Source organism: Streptomyces sp. NPDC107562, assembly GCF_055657325.1.
On record NZ_JBVKBE010000010.1, the window covers coordinates 1 to 18,265 of the forward strand.

The following is an 18,265-nucleotide window of genomic DNA, read 5'->3' on the forward strand; positions in this document are numbered from 1 at the left end:
CTTCCTTTGTACTCACCCGAGAATCTCTCTCGCGGCTTTCCTCCGGGCGCTTCCCTTCGGTCTTGCGTTTCCGACTCTATCAGATCTTTTCTCGACCTGATCCCCAGTCAGCGGGGTTTGCCTTCCCGGCCCTTCGGCCGTTCCGACGAGTGAGACTTTAGCGGATTCCGTGCTCCCCGCCTAATCGGGGCTGCGTCCTTTCGAACGCGGATTCCTCATTCCGTAAATATGCATACCGACGACACGACAGCAGAGCGACGTATCGACTGCTCGTCGGGAGTGGTTGCTACTCGCGGAATCGCTGTCCGGGGACCGACCGGAGTCGGCGCTCACGTCGGACAACTCGGAGAACACTACGTACCGGCCACGGGCGTGTCAACTCGGGTCCCCCGGCGCACCCCGGAGGCGTAGTCTGAGGACGTGACTACGCATACGTGCACCCAGTACTGGTGGGCCGCCTGACGGCGGCCGTACGCACGTATGCACTCAACGGCCGCCGCTTCGGCGGCCGTTCCTGTTTCTCCCTCCGGGGGGTCGGCCGACCGGGTGCGGCGGTCTCGACCAGGAGGTGGAGAGATGACGCGGGTCTTCAGCGGGGTCAAGCCGACCGGGCATCTGACGCTGGGCAACTACCTCGGAGCCATGCGGCGGTGGGCAGAGGTGGACCAGCATCAGGCGGACGCCCTGTTCTGCATCGTCGATCTGCATGCGCTGACCGTGGAGCACGATCCGGCCCGGGTGCGCAGACTGACGCGGCAGGCGGCGACGTTGCTGCTGGCGGCGGGACTGGATCCGGAGCGGTGCACCGTCTTCGTGCAGAGTCATGTCGACGAACACACCCGGCTGTCGTACCTGCTGGAGTGCGTGGCGACCGACGGTGAGATGCGGCGGATGATCCAGTACAAGGAGAAGGCCGCGCGGGCGCAGGTCCGGGGCGGGAGCGTGCGGCTGTCGCTGCTCACGTATCCCGTGCTGATGGCGGCGGACATCCTGGCGTACGGGACCGACGAGGTGCCGGTGGGGGACGACCAGACGCAGCATGTGGAGCTGACGCGGGATCTGGCGGTGCGGTTCAACCAGCGGTACGGCCATACGTTCGTGGTGCCGCGGGCCACGCATCCGGCGGTGGCCGCGCGGGTGATGAATCTGCAGGAGCCGGCGTCGAAGATGGGCAAGAGCGACGACACCGGGCCGGGGATCGTCTATCTGCTCGACGAGCCGGACGTGATGCGCAAGAAGATCATGCGGGCGGTGACGGACAGCGGGCGGGACGTCGTGTACGACCGGGAGGGGCGGCCGGGGCTCGCGAATCTGCTGGAGATTCTGGCGGCGTCCACGAACGGGAACCCATCGGACCTGAGCGGTGTATATGAGTCGTACGGCGCCTTGAAGAAGGACACGGCGGAGGCCGTGGTGGAGCTTCTGAGGCCCGTACAGCGGAGGCACAAGGAGCTGTGTGCCGATCCCGGCTATGTGGAGGGGGTGCTGCGGGATGGTGCGGAGAGGGCGCGGGCGATGGCGCGGCCGACCGTGGATGCCGCTTATCGGGCGATCGGGTTGCTGCCGGCTTCTTCCTCTGTGGAGGAGACGGGTGGCACGGGTACCGGCGGTTCCGGTGCGGGGGCTGTGCTGAACGCGGTCCGGTAGGCGCCCGGCGCGGCCGTGGGCGACGGCGACGGTTCGCTCGGGTGGGGCACACGAGGGAGGTGCCCCGCCCGGCGAGCGAGGTCAGCTGTTGCCCGCGGCTAGTTCGCGGCTGCGGTCGCGGGCGGCCTCGAGGGCGGCGATGAGGGCGGCTCGTACGCCGTGGTTCTCGAGTTCGCGGATGGCGTTGATGGTGGTGCCGGCGGGTGACGTGACGTTCTCGCGGAGCTTGACCGGGTGCTCGCCGCTGTCGCGGAGCATGGTGGCCGCGCCGATCGCGGACTGGACGATCAGGTCGTGGGCCTTGTCGCGGGGCAAGCCGAGCAGGATGCCGGCGTCCGTCATGGCTTCGACCAGGTAGAAGAAGTACGCCGGGCCGGAGCCGGAGAGGGCGGTGCAGGCGTCCTGCTGGGTCTCGGGGACACGGAGCGTCTTGCCGACGGCGCCGAAGATCTCCTCGGCGTGCGCGAGGTGGGCTTCCGTCGCGTGGCTGCCGGCGGAGATGACGGACATGGCCTCGTCGACGAGGGCGGGCGTGTTCGTCATGACGCGCACGACCGGGGTGCCGGTGGCGAGGCGTGCTTCGAGGGAGGCGGTCGTGATGCCCGCCATGCCGCTGATGACCAGGCGGTCGGCGGGGACGTGCGGGGCGAGTTCGTCGAGGAGGGTGCCCATGTCCTGGGGTTTGACCGTGAGGATCAGGGTGTCGGCGGTCTTCGCGGCTTCCGCGTTGGTGACCGGGGTGACTCCGTGGCGGGCGCGGAGTTCCTCGGCCCGCTCCGGGCGGCGGGCGGTGACCAGGAGATCGGCGGGGGTCCAGCCGCCGCGGATCATTCCGCTGAGCAGGGCCTCGCCGATCTTGCCGGTGCCGAGGACTGCGACTTTCTGGGTCATGGTGCGGGGCCCTCCGGAGGTTGCGTCGTCCGGATTCATCCTCGCACCGGGTGCGGGGGGCGGGCTCGTTTGTCCGGTGGGCGGGACGTGGCGGACTCGCCCGGTGGATCAGGTGGTCCGGCGGCGCAGGGTCGCCGCGCCGAGGGTGAGGACCAGCACGGCGCAGCCCGCCACGATCAGGGCGTCGCGGACGAAGTTGGCCGTCATGTCGGTGTGCTTGAGGACTTCGTTCATGCCGTCGACGGCATAGGACATGGGGAGGACGTCGGAGATGGCTTCCAGGACGGGGTGCATCTTGTCGCGCGGGGTGAACAGACCGCAGAGCAGGAGCTGGGGGAAGATGACTGCCGGCATGAACTGCACCGCCTGGAATTCGGAGGCCGCGAAGGCCGAGACGAACAGGCCGAGGGCTGTGCCGAGGAGCGCGTCGAGCAGGGCCACCAGCAGAAGCAGCCAGGGGGAGCCGGTGACGTCGAGTCCGAGGAACCATACGGCGAGACCGGTGGCGAGCGCGGACTGGATGATCGCGAGGGTGCCGAAGGCGAGGGCGTAGCCGGCGATGACGTCGCCCTTGCCCAGCGGCATGGCGAGGAGGCGTTCGAGGGTGCCGGAGGTGCGCTCGCGCAGGGTGGCGATGGAGGTGACCAGGAACATCGTGATCAGCGGGAAGATGCCCAGCAGGGATGCGCCGATGTTGTCGAAGGTGCGCGGGCTGCCGTCGAAGACGTAGCGCAGCAGGATCAACATCAGGCACGGGATGAGGATCATCAGCGCGATGGTGCGCGGGTCGTGCCGGAGCTGGCGCAGGACCCGGGCGGCGGTCGCGGCGGTGCGCGAGGCGTTCAGGGCGCCGGTGGGCGCGCTGGGCGTGGTTGCGGTGGTCGTGGTCATCGGGTCGTCTCCTTGTCGGCCGCGGTGCTCGCCTGGTCCACGAGGCGCAGGAACGCGTCTTCGACGGTCTCGGCGCCGGTACGGGCACGCAGGGCGTCCGGGGTGTCGTCGGCGAGGATCTCGCCCGCGCGCATGAGGAGGAGGCGGTGGCAGCGCTCGGCCTCGTCCATGACGTGGGAGGAGATGAGGAGGGTTGCGCCGCGGTCGGCGGCGATGGCGTGGAAGAGGTTCCACAGGTCGCGGCGGAGGACGGGGTCGAGGCCGACGGTGGGTTCGTCGAGGACCAGGACCTCGGGGGTGCCGAGCAGGGCGACGGCGAGGGAGACGCGGCTGCGCTGGCCGCCGGAGAGGTTGCCCGCGAGGGCGCCGGCGTGGCTGGTGAGGTCGACGTCGGAGAGAACGCGGTCGACGTCCTGGCCGCGGTCGGCGCTGGAGCGGCCGGGGTCGAGTATCGCCGCGAAGTAGTCGAGGTTCTGGCGGACGGTGAGGTCGTCGTAGACCGAGGGGGCCTGGGTGACGTAGCCGATGCGGGTGCGCAGGGTGCGGTGGCCGGCGGGGTGGCCGAGGACGTCGAGGGTGCCGGTGACCTTGGCCTGGGTGCCGACGATGGCGCGCATGAGGGTCGACTTGCCACAGCCGGAGGGGCCGAGGAGGCCGGTGATCTGGCCGCGCGGGACGGTGAAGTTCAGGCCGCGCAGGACCTTGCGGGGGCCGCGGGTGACGGTGAGGTCCTCGGCGCGGATGGCGGGGGTGGGCGTCGTCTCCGGTGTGGGGTGTGCGCCTGCGTCGGGGGGCTCGGCGACGTAATTCATCATGCGATGAATAATGCTCGTGGGGGTGGGCGGCGTCAAGTGGGTGCGCTTGGGTGGTGGTGAGGGGGAGGGCGCGGGGCGCGGGGCAACTGCCGGTTGGGGTGGGGGGGTTGCGTGTGGGGGTAGCGCGCGCGGGCGGGGGCGGTTCGGTGCGTGGGGGCGCGGGTGCGGGTGCGGGGGCGGGTGCGGGTGCGTGGGGGCTGGTCGCGCAGTTCCCCGCGCCCCTAAGGGCGCTGGACCGACCGGCGTGGGGGGCTGGTCGCGCAGTTCCCCGCGCCCCTAAGGGCGCTGGACCGACCGGCGTGGGGGGCTGGGCGCGCAGTTCCCCGCGCCCCTAAGGGCGCTGGACCGGCCGGCGTTGGGGGGCTGCGCGCAGCGCCCCGAAGGGCGCTGGAACGGTCGGCGTGGGGGTCAGGTGGGGGTGGTTACCTGGAGTTCTACGTCGTAGACCTCTTCGACGTGGCCGTCGGGGAAGACCTCGAGGAGGTGGCGGCGCTCCTCGGTCAGGAAGGCCTCGCTGCGTTCGGTACCGCCCACCAGGAGGATCGAGTGGCTGCCGAGGTTGGCGAGGTGGGTGTCGAGCGGGACGCGGCGGCTCCAGCGGACGACTCGGCGGGAGTAGCGAGGGGTCGGGACGCGGGGCGCCGTGGCGGAGCCGGTGGTGCCGGGCTGGACGGCGATCGGGTCGCCGTAGTGCGCCTTGATCCGCTCGGCCTGGGCGGCGACCCAGGGGACGCCGGGGGCCTCACGGTTCCACCACAGCGCCAGGGCGCCGCCGGGCCGCAGTACGCGGAAGGCCTCCGGGATCGCGAGCCGGGGGTCGGTCCAGTGCCAGGCCTGGGCGTAGGTGACGAAGTCCGCGCAGTTGTCGGCGAGAGGGAGGGCGTTGCCGTCGCCGCGGGCGATCGGGAGGCCGGGGCGGGTGCGGCGGAAGTGGGCGGACATGCCGTCCCCCGGTTCGACCGCCACCACGTCCGCGCCCCGGTCCCGCAGCAGGGCGGTCGCGATGCCCGTGCCGGCGCCGACGTCCACCACGCGCGCCCCGCGGAGCGGGCGCCCTGCCAGCTCCTCGATCGCGTCGAAGAGCGCGGGCGGGTAGGCGGGGCGGTTCGCGGCGTACTGGGCCGCGACGGCGTTGAAGGAGTGGGCGCGGGAGGGGGGTGGGGGCGGCGTCGTCGAGGTGGCCATGGAGTCATGGTCTCGTGGGGTGGGGCGGGCGGAACAGGGGCTTTGGGAGCGACGACGGGGTCAGCGGCGGCGCTTCTTCGCCGGGTTGCCGGTGCGGCGGGACGTGCGCTGGGAGTGGTGCTGGAGGGCTGTCTCGTACTCCTGGCGATGGAGCTTCTCGCCGGGGGCCTCGGTGAGGGAGCGGAGGAAATAGGCGAGGAGGGAGCCGATGAAACCGATGGCCAGCAGGCCGCGCAGCGAGGACTGGCGGTCCGGGTCGTGGCGCTTGGTGAAGCCCTCCCAGGTGTGCCGGAAGGCGAGCGAGCTGCAGACCGCGAACATGACGACGACCAGGAGCGGGACGAAGCTGCCGGTGTCGGCGAGCTGAATGCCCTCGTAGGCGAAGCGGAGCACCAGGCAGGCCACGGCCGCCGCGGCGAGGGAGCCGGCGGACACTCCGATGCGACGGAGGGTGTAGCCGTCGTCGTGGCCGACCCAGCTCGTGCCGAAGAAGCGGAGGGGTTCGGGGCGGGGCCCGCTGTCCTTGGGCCGGTCCGGGGTGCCGTTCTGGTCGTCGCTCACGGCTCGATTATGGCGTCCGGCGGACGAAGGGCCCGGGGCGGCCCTTCGCCGAAGTCACCGGGCCGGGGTCAGGCGCAGCGCGGTGCGACGTAGCCGTCGCTGCCGGTCTTCACGTAGGCGTCGGAGACGTACTGGGAGTTGGCGATGCAGTCCCAGAGGTTGGAGGTGCCGTAGGGGCCCGTGACGCTGTCGCCGGGGCGCTGGCAGTAGATGGGGACGGTGGTGCCCTCGGGCAGGACGCGGACGATGCGGTAGTCGGTGCCGGGGCCGCTGCGGACGTTGAGCCGGACGCCGGGGGCGACCGGGTAGGCGCGGACCCGGGCCGTGGCAGTCGCGGTCGCGGTCGCGGTCGCGGTCAGCGTCTCCGTGTCAGCCGGCGTCTCGGGCTCGGCGAGTGCCGTCGGTGCCGTTTCCTGCTCGCCCGCACCCGCGATCTCGATGTTCTCCGTGGCCATGTCGGCCTCCCCCGTTATGTGGATGCTTGTGAACGGTTCACGCCAAAATCGCGTGGCGCACCGAGGCTAGCAAGCCACAGGAGTTTCGCACGCAGGATCGACTAGGCTCAGCGCGTCGCGCGTGCGGACGGACATCCGGGGGTGAGAGATGCCGCCAGGGCGCAGCACCGGTACGGATGCGGAAGCGGAATCTCCGCAGTACGCCGGTCAGTACCGGCTGGAGGCGCAGCTCGGGTCCGGCGGCATGGGCGTGGTCCATCTCGCCCGGTCGGCCTCGGGATTGCGGCTGGCCGTGAAGGTCGTGCACGCGGAGTTCGCGCAGGACCCCGAGTTCAGGGGACGGTTCCGGCAGGAGGTCGGGGCGGCCCGGCGGGTCAGCGGGGCGTTCACCGCACCCGTCGTCGACGCCGACCCGGACGCCGGGCGGCCGTGGATGGCGACGTTGTACATCCCTGCGCCGACCCTCTCCGAGTACGTGAAGCGGAACGGCGCGCTGCCCCTGGCCCGGCTACGGCAGTTGATGGCGGGGCTGGCCGAGGCGCTGCGGGACATCCACCGGGCCGGAGTGGTGCACCGCGATCTCAAGCCCAGCAATGTGCTGCTCGCCGAGGACGGGCCGAAAGTCATCGACTTCGGCATCTCGCGGCCCTCGGACAGCGAACTGCGCACCGAGACCGGGAAGCTGATCGGCACGCCGCCGTTCATGGCGCCGGAGCAGTTCCGCAGGCCACGGGACGTCGGGCCGGCCGCCGATGTGTTCGCGCTCGGGTCGGTCATCGTGCACGCGGCCACGGGCAGCGGGCCGTTCGACTCCGACAGCCCGTACCTGGTGGCGTATCAGGTCGTCCACGAAGAGGCGGACTTGACAGGCGTACCGCGGGAACTCGCCCCGCTGGTCGCCCGTTGTCTCGCCAAGGAACCGGAGGACCGGCCCACGCCGGACGAGCTGATGGCGGAGCTGCGCTCGCTGTCGGCGTCGTACGACACCCAGGCGTTCATACCGGAACAGCGCACGGGCGAGCGGTCGTTCGAGTCCGCCGTCGAGGAGGTGCCCACCCATCGGCGCGGTGGGCCCACCGTCCCGGAGGCAGCACCGAAAGAGCCGAAGAAGCCATCGAGGCCGACACGGCGCTGGGCGGTGGGCGTCGCCGCCGGGATCGCCGTGCTCGCGCTCGGTGCCGGGGCCGTCGCGCTGACGGGGACCGGCGAGACCGAGGCCTCCCATGGGCGGGAGCAGACCCAGCGGTTCCGGGCCTGGGACAGGGAGCTGACGGCGCGGGGCACCGAGGCGAGCGGAATGCCGCAGTGCGCCTACGGGGGCAGCGCGCTGTACTGCACGCGCCCCGGGGTGCTGGCCGCCGCCGTCGATCCCCTCGACGGGGACGTGAAGTGGGCCCGGCCGGGCCCGGGCGGCCGTGGCGAGGGGACCGTGCAGCCGCCCGTCCTCGCGGGCGGCCTGCTGCACGTCGTCGAGGAGGGAGGCCGGCGTCTCGCCGCGCTCGACCCGCTGACCGGCGCGACCGTGTGGAGCGAGGACATCACCCGCTACGACGGCCGCGTCGCGCACGTCGCAGGCGTCGTCCTCCTCACCGGCCCCGACTCGACGGTCACCGCGCTGGACGCGGCCACCGGGGAGCGGAAGTGGCGGCATCAGCTCGCCGGGCTCGCCCAGCCGGTGTTCCAGTCGTACGGAGGGCGGGTCGCCTACGCCGTGGACGCGGACGGGGCCGGGACGCGGGTCACCGCAGTCGACCCGGAGAGCGGCGATGTGCGATGGCAGCGGCGGCTGGCGGGGGCGCTGAGTCTGGTGGGCGCGCGGGAGGGCGTGCTGTGGTTCACGTCGACCTCGGCCGCGTACGCCGACACGGACGCCGTGGTCCGGTACGACGCCGCCCGGGACACCCAGCGCCGGGTCACCCTGCGTTTCCCGGTGGCGGGCGCGCAGGCGGCGGTCGCGCAGGAGAGCGTGTACCTGCTGGGGGCCGACGGCGCGCTGACGGCTGTGGACACCGGCACGTCGCGGCAGCGCTGGCGTCTGGAGACGTCGGTCAGCTTCCCGTCGGCGCCGGTCGTGGCCGGGGAACGGCTGTATTTCAGCGCCGGGGACGGACGGCTGGTGGCCGTCGACGCGGCGCGGGGCGCGCTGCTGGGGCAGACGAAGGCGCGGCCGGGGGCGGCGCGGGGGGCCGTCGTGTCGGGGCTGCCGTTGCCGGTGGCGGCGGACGGGAAGGTGTTCGCGGGGGCGCCGGACGGAGAGCTGTTCGCGGTCGACGGGAGTGACGCGGCGCGGTGGTGAGGTGGCGCTGCGCGGTGTGTCGCCGGGGGTGGACGTGGCCCGCACGGTGTCGAGGCGGTGATCAGGGCCGGAATGTGAAGGGGCCCGCATGTGAAGGGGGCCGCACCGTCGCAGGCGGCCCCCTCACCGAACCGGCTCTCAGCCCAGCTTGCTGACGTCCCGCACCGCGCCCTTGTCCGCGCTGGTCGCCATCGCGGCGTACGCACGCAGGGCGGCGGACACCTTGCGCTCACGGTTCTTCGGAGCGTACGCACCGTTCAACGCCTCGGTACGGCGTGCCAGTTCCGCCTCGTCGACGAGCAGCTCGATCGAGCGGTTCGGGATGTCGATGCGGATGCGGTCGCCGTTCTCGACGAGGGCGATGGTGCCGCCGGAGGCCGCCTCGGGGGACGCGTGGCCGATGGAGAGGCCCGACGTGCCGCCGGAGAAGCGGCCGTCCGTGATGAGTGCGCAGGTCTTGCCGAGGCCGCGGCCCTTCAGGAAGGACGTCGGGTAGAGCATCTCCTGCATGCCGGGGCCGCCCTTGGGACCCTCGTACCGGATGACGACGACGTCACCGTCCGTCACCTGCTTGTTGAGGATCTTCTCGACGGCCTCCTCCTGCGACTCGCAGACGACCGCCGGGCCCTCGAAGGTCCAGATCGACTCGTCGACGCCGGCCGTCTTCACCACGCAGCCGTCGACGGCGAGGTTCCCCTTGAGGACCGCCAGGCCGCCGTCCTTGCTGTACGCGTGCTCGGCGGAGCGGATGCAGCCGCCCTCGGCGTCCTCGTCGAGGGCCTCCCAGCGCTCGGACTGGGAGAAGGCCTCGGAGGAGCGGACGCAGCCCGGAGCCGCGTGCCACAGTTCCACCGCCTTCTGGGAGGGGGAGCCGCCGCGCACGTCCCAGGTCTTCAGCCAGTCGGCGAGCGAGGGGCTGTGGACGGAGTGCACGTCCTCGTTGAGGAGGCCCGCGCGGTGCAGCTCGCCGAGCAGGGCGGGGATGCCGCCGGCGCGGTGCACGTCCTCCATGTAGTACGTGCGGTCCTTTGCGACGTTGGGCGCGACCTTCGCCAGGCACGGCACCCGGCGGGAGACGGCGTCGATCTGCTCGAGGCCGAAGGGGACCTCGGCCTCCTGGGCGGCGGCCAGCAGGTGCAGGATCGTGTTGGTGGAGCCGCCCATCGCGATGTCCAGCGCCATGGCGTTCTCGAAGGCGGCGAGGGTGGCGACGGAGCGGGGCAGGACCGTCTCGTCGTCCTGCTCGTAGTAGCGCCGGGTCAGGTCCATGACCGTGTGCGCGGCGTCGACGTAGAGCTGCTTGCGCGCGGTGTGGGTGGCGAGGACCGAGCCGTTGCCGGGCAGGGAGAGGCCGATGGCCTCGGTCAGGCAGTTCATCGAGTTGGCGGTGAACATGCCGGAGCACGAGCCACACGTCGGACAGGCGTTCTCCTCGATGCGGAGGATGTCCTCGTCCGAGATCTTGTCGTTCACGGCGTCGGAGATCGCGTCGACCAGGTCGAGGGTACGGACCGTGCCGTCGACCAGCGTGGCGCGGCCGGACTCCATGGGGCCGCCCGAGACGAAGACCGTGGGGATGTTGAGGCGGAGCGCCGCGTTCAGCATGCCCGGGGTGATCTTGTCGCAGTTGGAGATGCAGACCAGGGCGTCGGCGCAGTGCGCCTCGACCATGTACTCGACGCTGTCCGCGATCAGGTCGCGCGAGGGCAGGCTGTACAGCATGCCGCCGTGGCCCATCGCGATGCCGTCGTCGACGGCGATCGTGTTGAACTCGCGCGGGATGCCGCCGGCCTCGACGATGGCCTCGCTGACGATCCGGCCCACCGGCTGGAGGTGGGTGTGGCCCGGCACGAACTCCGTGAAGCTGTTGGCGACCGCGATGATGGGCTTCCGGCCGATGTCCGCGCCGGGTACACCGGAGGCGCGCATAAGGGCGCGGGCGCCCGCCATGTTGCGGCCGTGGGTGACTGTGCGGGACCTCAGCTCGGGCATTGTCGCTCGCTCCTTCGGAGAAATCTGACGTCTACGAGCGTACGCCGGTGCTCCAAGGGATGGACCAGGTGTCCGAAATGCGGGATGTCCGTCTCAGGGTGATTCGTTCCCGCCCGTCAGGGACCGGTCAGATGCCCCTGCACGACCGGTGCGACGCGTCCGATGATCACTTCGAGGTCGGCGGAGGCCAGCGGCTCCAGCTTGATCACGTATCGCATGATCGCGACGCCGACCATCTGCGCGGCCGCGAGCTCCGCCCTCAGCTCCGCGTCCGGCAGGCCGAGCTGGGAGGCGACCTTGCGCAGCAGCTGCGCGGCGACCAGGCGCCGGAAGACCGCGGCCGCCACCTCGTTGGTCACGGCGGACCGCACGACGGCCAGCAGCGGGGTCCGGGTGACCGGGTTCTCCCAGATCCCGAACAGGAAGCGGGCGAAGCGCTCGCCGACCTGCTCGGCCGGCCCTTCGAAGATCACGTCCGGCGCCTTCAGGGCGGGCGCGAAGACCGCCTCCAGCGCCTCCTGGAAGACCTGCTCCTTCGTGCCGAAATAGTGGTGCACCAGCGCCGAGTCCACGCCCGCCGCCTTGGCGATGCCGCGCACGGAGGTCTTCTCGTAGCCCCGCTCCGAGAACTCCTCGCGGGCGACGGCCAGGATCCGGTCACGGGTGTCGCCGGACTCCGTACGAGGGGGTCTGCCGCGTCTGCGGGAGGTCGCGCCGGTCACCGGCGGGGCACCTGCACCGCCGAGGCCAGGTGGAGCCGGGTGAAGGCCAGCGCCTCGGCGAGGTCGGCCTCGCGCTCGGCGCTCGACATGGCACGGCGGGTGTTGACCTCGATGACGACATGACCGTCGAAGCCGCTCAGGGCGAGGCGCTCCAGCAGTTCGGCGCAGGGCTGGGTGCCGCGGCCGGGGACCAGGTGCTCGTCCTTGTTGGAGCCGGCGCCGTCGGCGAGGTGGACATGGCCCAGGCGGTCGCCCATGCGGTCGATCATGTGCATCGCGTCGGAGCGGGCGGTCGCGGTGTGGCTGAGATCGATCGTGAAGTGCCGGTAGTCGTCCTTGGTGACGTCCCAGTCGGGGGCGTACGCGAGCATCTCGCGGTCGCGGTAACGCCACGGGTACATGTTCTCGACGGCGAACCGCACATCCGTCTCGTTCGCCATCCGCCAGATCCCGGCGACGAAGTCACGCGCGTACTGGCGCTGCCAGCGGAACGGCGGGTGCACGACCACGGTGGTCGCGCCGAGCTTCTCCGCCGCCGTGCGGGCTCTCTGGAGCTTGACCCACGGGTCGGTCGACCACACCCGCTGGGTGATGAGCAGGCAGGGGGCGTGGACGGCGAGGATCGGGATCTGGTGGAAGTCGCTGAGTCTGCGCAGGGCCTCGATGTCCTGGCTGACGGGCTCGTTCCACACCATGACCTCGACGCCGTCGTACCCGAGGCGCGCGGCGATCTCGAAGGCCGTCGCCGTCGACTCCGGATAGACGGAGGCCGTCGACAGGGCGACCTTCGCATCCGGGATGCGTACGACTGGTTCTGCCACGGAGACAGGGTAACGGCGCGTCCTGAGGAGCGGCGTTCGGGCCGAGCCACGGCAACGGTCCACCGTCGGGATTTCGCCGTCCTCCCGACAGCGCCCCCTCCGCCCTTGCGCGGCCCCGCGCGCGGGCGGCCCTCATGACGTGGTCCATGACGCCGCCCCGCTCACAGCCACGACATCGCCCCGCGAGACGGCCGTCTCACCGCCACCCGCGACACCGGCCCCGCTCGCCACCGCCCCGCGACACCGGCCCACTCACCGCCACCCCGCGACACCGACCCTCTCGCCACCGCCCCGCGACACCGACCTTCTCGCCACCGCCCCGCGACACCAGCCCACTCACCGCCACCCCGCGACACCGACCTTCTCGCCACCGCCCCGCGACACCAGCCCACTCACCGCCACCCCGCGACGCCGGCCGGCGAGAACGTCCGCCCGAGACCGCCCCGCGACACCGGCCCACTCACCGCCACCCCGCGACGCCGGCCGGCGAGAACGTCCGCCCGAGACCGCCCCGCGGCACCGGGCCGCGCCGCCGCACGGCGCCATCCACTGGAGCGCCCTCTCGACACCCCCGCAGGGCACCGCCCGCTACGGCAACGCCCCGCCCGCCGTCGAATCGGACCCCATGTGGTCCAGTCGGCGCAGGATGACGCCCTCGCGCAGTGCCCAGGGGCAGATCTCCAGCGTCTCCACGCCGAACAGGTCCATCGCACCCTCCGCCACCAGCGCGCCCGCGAGGAGCTGGCCGGCGCGGGCCTCCGAGACGCCGGGGAGTTCGGCGCACTCCTGCGCGGTCATGGCGGACAGACGGGGCACCCAGGTCTCCAGCGTCTGCCGCTTGAGCTCGCGCTGGACGTAGAGACCCTCCGCGGAGCGGGCGGCGCCGCCGATGCGGGCGAGCTGCTTGAAGGTCTTGGACGTGGCCACCACGTGGTCGGGCGCGCCTATGCGGGTGAACTCGCCCACCGTGCGGGCGATCTCGGCGCGGACGTGACGGCGCAGTGCCCTTATGTCGTCGGTGGCGGGCGGGTCGCCGGGCAGCCAGCCGGAGGTGAGCCGGCCCGCGCCGAGCGGCAGCGAGACGGCCGCGTCGGGCTCCTCGTCGATGCCGTAGGCGATCTCCAGGGAGCCGCCGCCGATGTCCAGGACCAGCAGCTTGCCCGCGGACCAGCCGAACCAGCGGCGGGCGGCCAGGAAGGTCAGCCGGGCCTCCTCGGCGCCGGTGAGCACCTGAAGGGCGACGCCGGTCTCCTCCTGGACGCGGGCGAGGACGTCGTCGGCGTTGGTGGCCTCGCGCACGGCGGAGGTGGCGAACGGCAGGAGCTCCTCGACGCCCTTGTCCTCGGCGGCCTGGAGCGCGTCGTGGACCACCGCGATCAGCTTGTCGACGCCCCCGGCATCGATGGCACCGGCGTCGTCGAGGAGTTGGGCGAGGCGCAGTTCCGCCTTGTGCGAGTGCGCGGGCAGCGGGCGCGCGCCCGGGTGCGCATCCACCACCAGCAGATGCACCGTGTTGCTTCCCACGTCGAGGACACCGAGTCTCATGTACGGAACGCTACTGCCCGTCGCGCCGCGCGCCGCCCCCGAGGCGGTCCCGGGAAGGGTCCCGGTCGACTTACCCTGGACGGGTGCCAAAGACGAAAAAGGCGAAGAACGACAAGACTGGCAAGACCGACAAGGTCGACAGGACCGACAAGGCGAACAAGAAGGCCGAATCGGCCAAGGGTTCTTCCCAGGATTCTTCGCAGGCGAAAGCACCGAAGACGTCACAGCGGACCCCGGCCGTCCCCGCAGACGACGAGAAGGGTCTCGACTTCCCGCGCGCGTGGGTGGAGTTCCCGGATCCGGCGGACGACGAGCAGGTGTTCCGCTGCGATCTGACATGGCTCACCTCTCGCTGGAACTGCATCTTCGGCAGCGGCTGCCAGGGCATCCAGGCGGGCCGCGCGGACGACGGGTGCTGCACGCTGGGCGCCCACTTCTCCGACGAGGAGGACGAGCAGCGGGTCGCCGAGCATGTGGCGAGGCTCACGCCGGAGGTCTGGCAGAACCACGCCGAGGGCACCCGGAACGGCTGGGTCTCCGAGGACGACGAGGGCTCCCGTCAGACCCGGCCTTACCAGGGCTCCTGCATCTTCCAGAACCGCCCCGGTTTCGCGGCCGGCGCCGGCTGCTCGCTGCACATCCTCGCCGTGCGGGAGGGCCGCGAGCCGCTGGAGACCAAGCCCGACGTGTGCTGGCAGTTGCCGGTCCGGCGGACGTACGACTGGATCGACCGGCCCGACGACACCCGGGTGCTGCAGATCTCGATCGGTGAGTACGACCGCCGCGGCTGGGGCCCGGGCGGCCACGACCTGCACTGGTGGTGCACGTCGGCGACCTCGGCGCACGGCGCGGGCGAGCCGGTGTACGTCTCCTACCGGCCGGAGCTGACCGAGCTGATGGGCAAGGCGGGCTACGACCGGCTGGCCGAGCTCTGCGAACAGCGGCTGGCCTCGCAGTTGCCGCTGCTGGCGCCGCATCCGGCGGATCCCGCGCGCTGACCCGGCAGACGCCACTGTCGCAACAGGCCTAGGAGGTGCTGGGGCTCGGGTCGCCGCTGTCGCTGGGCGGCGGCGACGGGCTGCCCGGCACCGAGGGGTTGGACGCGGTCGGTGTCGGCTCGGGATCGGGCGGCGGCGTGGTCGGATCGGTCGGTGGGGGATCGGTCGGCGCGGAGGTCGTGGGCGTCGGGTCCGGGTCGGGCGGCGTGGGCTCGCCGGAACCGCCCGGGGTGCTGGGCACCGGGTCCGGGTCGGGGTTCGGGTCGGAGGGGGTGGGCACGTTGCCGTACCCCTGGATGGAGACGATGGCGCCGGCCGGTGAGACCGCGACCCGCGCGCTCCAGAACCCGGATGGCTCGCGCAGCGGGTCGACGTACACCTTGATCGTGGACGTCTCGCCGGGGCGGAGCGTGCCGGCGGAGCGGCTCATGTAGAGCCAGGGGGCGGCCGTGGTCGCGGACCAGCGCACGGGCCCTGCGCCGGAGGCGGTGAGGGTGATCAAGGTGGTGTCGCCGCTGTTGTCCGCCGTCACGGCGAGCCGGCCCGCGCCCTTCTGACCGGCCCCGGCGACGCTGATGACCTCCACCGACACGTCGGGCTTGTCGCCCTGGGAGAAGCGACCGCCCGGGCGGGTGCTGGCGTTGCCGGCGTTCTCGTAGCCGCCGTCCGCGCTCTCGCCGTCGAACGTGCCGTGGCCGTCGTCCCGGCTGGCGCTGGTCCCGCGGCCGCCCGCGCCCTCGGTGAGCGGCGCGCCCCGGTAGGCGGACCACAGCGCGAGCACCGGCGCGGCCACCACGGTGGCGACGACCGTCGTCGTGACGGCACGCGCGCGCAGGCGGTCCCGCCGGGCGGCGCGGTCCTTGGGGTCCATGGGAAAGCCGCGCCGGTCGAAGCGGGGCGCGGCGGCCCGCGCGCGGGGGTGGTGCGCCATGGCCATGTGCAGGGCCGCGCGGGGCGCCTCCAGGACGGGCAGCTGGGTGGGGGCGGGGCCGCCGCCGGGCCAGTTGCCCGGGAGGGCGCGCTCGGCGGTGCGGCGGCAGTGGGGGCAGTCGTCGACGTGCCGGACCAGTTCGCGGCGCAGGGCGCTGCTGAGCACCAGTTGGTGGTCGCCGGTGAGCCGGGCGACGCTCGGGCAGGCGCCGGTCTCCACGACGGCGAGGGCCGCGCGGGTGCGCTCGACCTCGCAGGCGGCCGCGGAGAGCAGGTCACGCGCGGCGGCGAGGTCCATGCCGAGAACGGCGGCGACCTCGTGGGCGGACAGCTGGTGGCGCACGGCCAGTTCGAGTGCCTCGCGCTGCTCGGGCGTGGTGCCGGCGGCCTCCGGCCAGGCGAGCAGGGCGAGTTCGCGTCTGCGTTGGTCCTGGACGGGCTCGGCGACGGGGGGCGGGCCGGGCTGCGGGCCGCGCCCCCGGTCGGGGCCATGGCGGCCCGCCGCGTGGGTGGCCTGACGTTTCTGCTTGGCCTCGGCCAGCTTTCGCAGGCAGGCCCAGCGGGCCAGGGCGTAGAGCCAGGCCCTGCGGTCACCGGCGGAATCCGGGGCACGCTGGCCCCGGCGCTCGGCGAGCGCGAGGACCTCTCCCAGGGCGGCGGTGGCGGCTTCGTGGTCGCACAGCACGGACAGGCAGTACGTGAACAGGCCGTCCACATAAGGCTCATAGCGCGCGGGCGGACGCTGCACCAGGGTGCGCGCCGCAGCGCGGTCACGCGCCTCACGGCGCGCACGATGTGCGCCGGTGGTGCGGGTCGTGGTGTCCGGGCTGCTGCTCATCACCCGGCGACCGTAGGCGGCCACGAGTGGCCGCTTCCGCCCCCTTGAGCACATTTAATCCGTACGGGTGAAACGATCCCTCATAAGGGGACAGGAACCCCGTATTCCGTTGCTCGTTCGTGACGGGCCCCCCGGCGAGGGGTGCGCACCGGCGCGCGGCCGGGCGTGCGGAGGGGGCCCGCGACGCACCGCTTCGCGAGGCCCGGGCCCCGGTTGTCAGTACCGGCGGCTACGGTTTCGTCCATGGCTGCCCGTACGAAGTCCACCAAGGACCGTCCGTCCTACCGCTGCACCGAATGCGGCTGGCAGACGGCCAAATGGCTCGGCCGCTGCCCCGAGTGCCAGGCCTGGGGCACGATCGAGGAGTACGGCGCGCCCGCGGTGCGGACCACGACGCCGGGGCGGGTCACGACGTCCGCGCTGCCCATCGGCCAGGTCGACGGCCGGCAGGCGACCGCGCGTTCCACCGGCGTGCCCGAGCTGGACCGGGTGCTGGGCGGCGGCCTGGTGCCCGGCGCGGTGGTGCTGGTCGCCGGCGAGCCCGGCGTCGGCAAGTCGACGCTGCTGCTGGACGTGGCCGCCAAGGCGGCGAGCGACGAGCACCGCACCCTGTATGTGACCGGCGAGGAGTCGGCGAGCCAGGTCCGGCTGCGCGCCGACCGCATCAAGGCCATCGACGACCACCTCTATCTGGCCGCCGAGACCGATCTGTCCGCCGTGCTGGGGCACTTGGACGCGGTGAAGCCGTCGCTCCTGATCATGGACTCGGTGCAGACGGTGGCCTCTCCCGAGATCGACGGTGCGCCCGGCGGGATGGCGCAGGTCCGAGAGGTGGCCGGCGCCCTGATCCGGGCCTCCAAGGAGCGCGGCATGGCCACGCTCCTGGTGGGCCATGTCACCAAGGACGGCGCGATCGCGGGGCCCCGTCTGCTGGAACACCTCGTGGACGTCGTGCTGCACTTCGAGGGCGACCGGCACGCGCGCCTGCGGCTCGTCCGGGGCGTCAAGAACCGCTACGGCACCACGGACGAGGTCGGCTGCTTCGAACTGCACGACGAGGGCATCACGGGCCTTGCGGACCCGAGCGGACTTTTCCTGACACGTCGTGCCGAACCGGTCCCGGGCACCTGTCTGACCGTCACCCTGGAAGGCCGCCGCCCCTTGGTGGCCGAGGTCCAGGCGCTCACGGTCGACTCCCAGATCCCCTCCCCGCGCCGCACGACCTCCGGTCTGGAGACGTCCCGCGTCTCGATGATGCTGGCGGTGCTGGAACAGCGCGGTCGGATCAGCGCCCTCGGCAAGCGGGACATCTACTCCGCGACGGTCGGCGGGGTGAAGCTCTCCGAGCCGGCCGCCGACCTCGCCGTCGCACTCGCGCTGGCCTCCGCCGCCAGCGACACCCCGCTGCCGAAGAACCTCGTCGCGATCGGTGAGGTCGGTCTCGCGGGCGAGGTCAGACGGGTCACCGGCGTGCAGCGCAGGCTCGCCGAGGCGCACCGGCTGGGCTTCACGCACGCCCTCGTACCGGGCGACCCCGGGAAGGTTCCGACCGGTATGAAGGTGCTGGAAGTCGCGGACATAGGGGACGCCCTGAGGGTGCTGCCCCGCTCCCGTCGTCGAGAGGCCCCCCAGGACGCGGAGGACCGCCGGTAGACTTTGCCCTGGTCTCGCCCGTCCG

At 72.3% G+C, this 18,265-nt stretch carries 15 protein-coding genes; 4 read left to right on the forward strand and 11 right to left on the reverse strand.

From position 1 onward, the window contains the following. Positions 1-576: 576 nt before the first annotated feature. Entirely contained in the window at positions 577-1,647 is a 1,071-nt protein-coding gene (gene trpS / locus ACZ7LV_RS25400) for a tryptophan--tRNA ligase (protein ID WP_471942460.1), read from the forward strand. An 81-nt stretch (positions 1,648-1,728) separates the two neighbouring features. Here trpS and proC read toward each other — a convergent pair whose 3' ends face one another. The 6 genes from proC to ACZ7LV_RS25430 all read right to left on the reverse strand — a co-directional run bounded on the left by proC (position 1,729) and on the right by ACZ7LV_RS25430 (position 6,445). Further along, positions 1,729-2,538, reverse strand: a complete 810-nt coding sequence (proC, locus tag ACZ7LV_RS25405) for a pyrroline-5-carboxylate reductase (protein ID WP_401683260.1) — start codon at positions 2,536-2,538, stop codon at positions 1,729-1,731. Positions 2,539-2,646: 108 nt separating this feature from the next. Further along, the gene (locus ACZ7LV_RS25410; protein WP_471942463.1) at positions 2,647-3,429 is read right to left on the reverse strand and encodes an ABC transporter permease; all 783 of its coding nucleotides are present in this window, start codon (positions 3,427-3,429) and stop codon (positions 2,647-2,649) included. Beyond that, positions 3,426-4,244, reverse strand: coding sequence for an ABC transporter ATP-binding protein (locus ACZ7LV_RS25415; RefSeq protein ID WP_471942465.1), 819 nt, complete (start codon positions 4,242-4,244; stop codon positions 3,426-3,428). The genes ACZ7LV_RS25410 and ACZ7LV_RS25415 overlap by 4 nt, the downstream gene beginning before the upstream one ends. A gap of 408 nt (positions 4,245-4,652) precedes the next feature. Continuing rightward, positions 4,653-5,429, reverse strand: coding sequence for a class I SAM-dependent methyltransferase (locus ACZ7LV_RS25420; protein ID WP_471942467.1), 777 nt, complete (start codon positions 5,427-5,429; stop codon positions 4,653-4,655). A gap of 60 nt (positions 5,430-5,489) precedes the next feature. Beyond that, entirely contained in the window at positions 5,490-5,990 is a 501-nt protein-coding gene (locus ACZ7LV_RS25425) for an EamA/RhaT family transporter (protein WP_471942469.1), read from the reverse strand. Positions 5,991-6,058: 68 nt separating this feature from the next. Then, complete coding sequence (locus ACZ7LV_RS25430; RefSeq protein ID WP_471942470.1) at positions 6,059-6,445, reverse strand: SH3 domain-containing protein; 387 nt, start codon at positions 6,443-6,445, stop codon at positions 6,059-6,061. Between the two features lie 148 nt (positions 6,446-6,593). Between ACZ7LV_RS25430 and ACZ7LV_RS25435 the strand changes: the two genes are divergently transcribed. Continuing rightward, entirely contained in the window at positions 6,594-8,741 is a 2,148-nt protein-coding gene (locus tag ACZ7LV_RS25435; protein WP_471942472.1) for a serine/threonine-protein kinase, read from the forward strand. 138 nt (positions 8,742-8,879) lie between these two features. On the opposite strand, the gene ilvD is transcribed toward ACZ7LV_RS25435, so the two are convergent. The 4 genes from ilvD to ACZ7LV_RS25455 all read right to left on the reverse strand — a co-directional run bounded on the left by ilvD (position 8,880) and on the right by ACZ7LV_RS25455 (position 13,821). Beyond that, positions 8,880-10,733, reverse strand: coding sequence for a dihydroxy-acid dehydratase (ilvD, locus tag ACZ7LV_RS25440; protein WP_471942474.1), 1,854 nt, complete (start codon positions 10,731-10,733; stop codon positions 8,880-8,882). Positions 10,734-10,849: 116 nt separating this feature from the next. After that, complete coding sequence (locus ACZ7LV_RS25445) at positions 10,850-11,455, reverse strand: TetR/AcrR family transcriptional regulator (RefSeq protein ID WP_401683237.1); 606 nt, start codon at positions 11,453-11,455, stop codon at positions 10,850-10,852. Further along, positions 11,452-12,276: a sugar phosphate isomerase/epimerase family protein gene (locus tag ACZ7LV_RS25450; RefSeq protein ID WP_471942476.1), complete on the reverse strand. Its 825-nt coding sequence runs from the start codon at positions 12,274-12,276 to the stop codon at positions 11,452-11,454. Before ACZ7LV_RS25450 ends, ACZ7LV_RS25445 begins: the two co-directional genes overlap by 4 nt. Before the next feature lie 588 nt (positions 12,277-12,864). Continuing rightward, complete coding sequence (locus ACZ7LV_RS25455; RefSeq protein ID WP_471942478.1) at positions 12,865-13,821, reverse strand: Ppx/GppA family phosphatase; 957 nt, start codon at positions 13,819-13,821, stop codon at positions 12,865-12,867. A gap of 83 nt (positions 13,822-13,904) precedes the next feature. Here ACZ7LV_RS25455 and ACZ7LV_RS25460 point away from each other — a divergent pair, with 83 nt between their 5' ends. After that, positions 13,905-14,819 (forward strand): DUF3109 family protein, encoded by a 915-nt coding sequence (locus ACZ7LV_RS25460; protein WP_471942480.1) that lies wholly within the window; start codon positions 13,905-13,907, stop codon positions 14,817-14,819. Between the two features lie 28 nt (positions 14,820-14,847). Here the strand turns inward: ACZ7LV_RS25460 and ACZ7LV_RS25465 are convergent, their stop codons facing one another. Then, positions 14,848-16,590 (reverse strand): BACON domain-containing protein, encoded by a 1,743-nt coding sequence (locus ACZ7LV_RS25465; RefSeq protein WP_471942482.1) that lies wholly within the window; start codon positions 16,588-16,590, stop codon positions 14,848-14,850. Between the two features lie 240 nt (positions 16,591-16,830). On the opposite strand from ACZ7LV_RS25465, the gene radA reads away from it, so the two are divergent. Beyond that, complete coding sequence (gene radA / locus ACZ7LV_RS25470) at positions 16,831-18,240, forward strand: DNA repair protein RadA (protein WP_471942484.1); 1,410 nt, start codon at positions 16,831-16,833, stop codon at positions 18,238-18,240. Positions 18,241-18,265 lie beyond the last annotated feature (25 nt).